We start from the raw sequence: 798 nt of genomic DNA on the forward strand, positions 1-798 counted from the left end.
GCTCTCGATCGCGCCCTTGGGCCGGTTCGCGTTGTTGGCCTGGATGGCTGCGCGCACGTCCTCGGTGCTGATGCCCATTCGGTTGAGCGAGAAGGGCTCCAGCTCCACCCGCACCGCCGGCAGCGAGCCGCCGCCGATCTCGACCTCGCCCACGCCTTCGACCTGCGACAGGCGCTGGCTCACTATGTTGGACACCGCCTCGTAGATCTGGCCGGGCGTGCGCGTTCTGGAAGTGAGCGCGAGGATCATGACCGGCGCCGAGGCCGGGTTGCGCTTGCGGTAGGTCGGGTTGCTGCGCAGCGTGGCCGGCAGGTCCGCGCGGGCGGCGTTGATGGCGGCCTGCACCTCGCGCGCGGCGCTGTCGATGTTGCGGCTGAGGTCGAACTGCAGCGTGATGCGCGCCGAGCCGTTGGAGCTGGTCGAGGTCAACTCGTTGACGCCGGGGATGATGCCGAGCCGGCGCTCCAGCGGCGTCGCCACGCTGGAGGCCATGGTGCTGGGGCTGGCTCCGGCCAGGCTCGCCTGGACGGAGATGGTCGGGTAGTCGACCTGGGGCAGCGGCGAGACCGGCAGGACGAAGAAGGCGACGATGCCGGCCAGGGCGATGCCGATGGTCAGCAGGACTGTGGCGATGGGGCGTTCGACGAAGGGGCGGGAGAGGTTCATGCGCCGGCCCCTGTCTTGCTCCCGCCCCTTCGGGGGGAGAGTTGGGGCGGGGGCACCGGCCGGTCGATTTCGAACCTTGCTGTTGGTTTGAGTCCGGGGCCGGGATTTCGCCCCGGCGGGCGAGTCACTTTC

At 70.2% G+C, this 798-nt stretch carries 1 protein-coding gene; it reads right to left on the minus strand.

Translation table 11 applies throughout. The features are described 5' to 3' along the window. On the minus strand, positions 1 to 666 hold a 666-nt coding region (locus APY03_RS43940; RefSeq protein ID WP_232324308.1), incomplete at its 3' end, for an efflux RND transporter permease subunit. Positions 667 to 798 lie beyond the last annotated feature (132 nt).

It is taken from the genome of Variovorax sp. WDL1 (assembly GCF_001541225.1).
Classification (GTDB): domain Bacteria; phylum Pseudomonadota; class Gammaproteobacteria; order Burkholderiales; family Burkholderiaceae_C; genus Variovorax.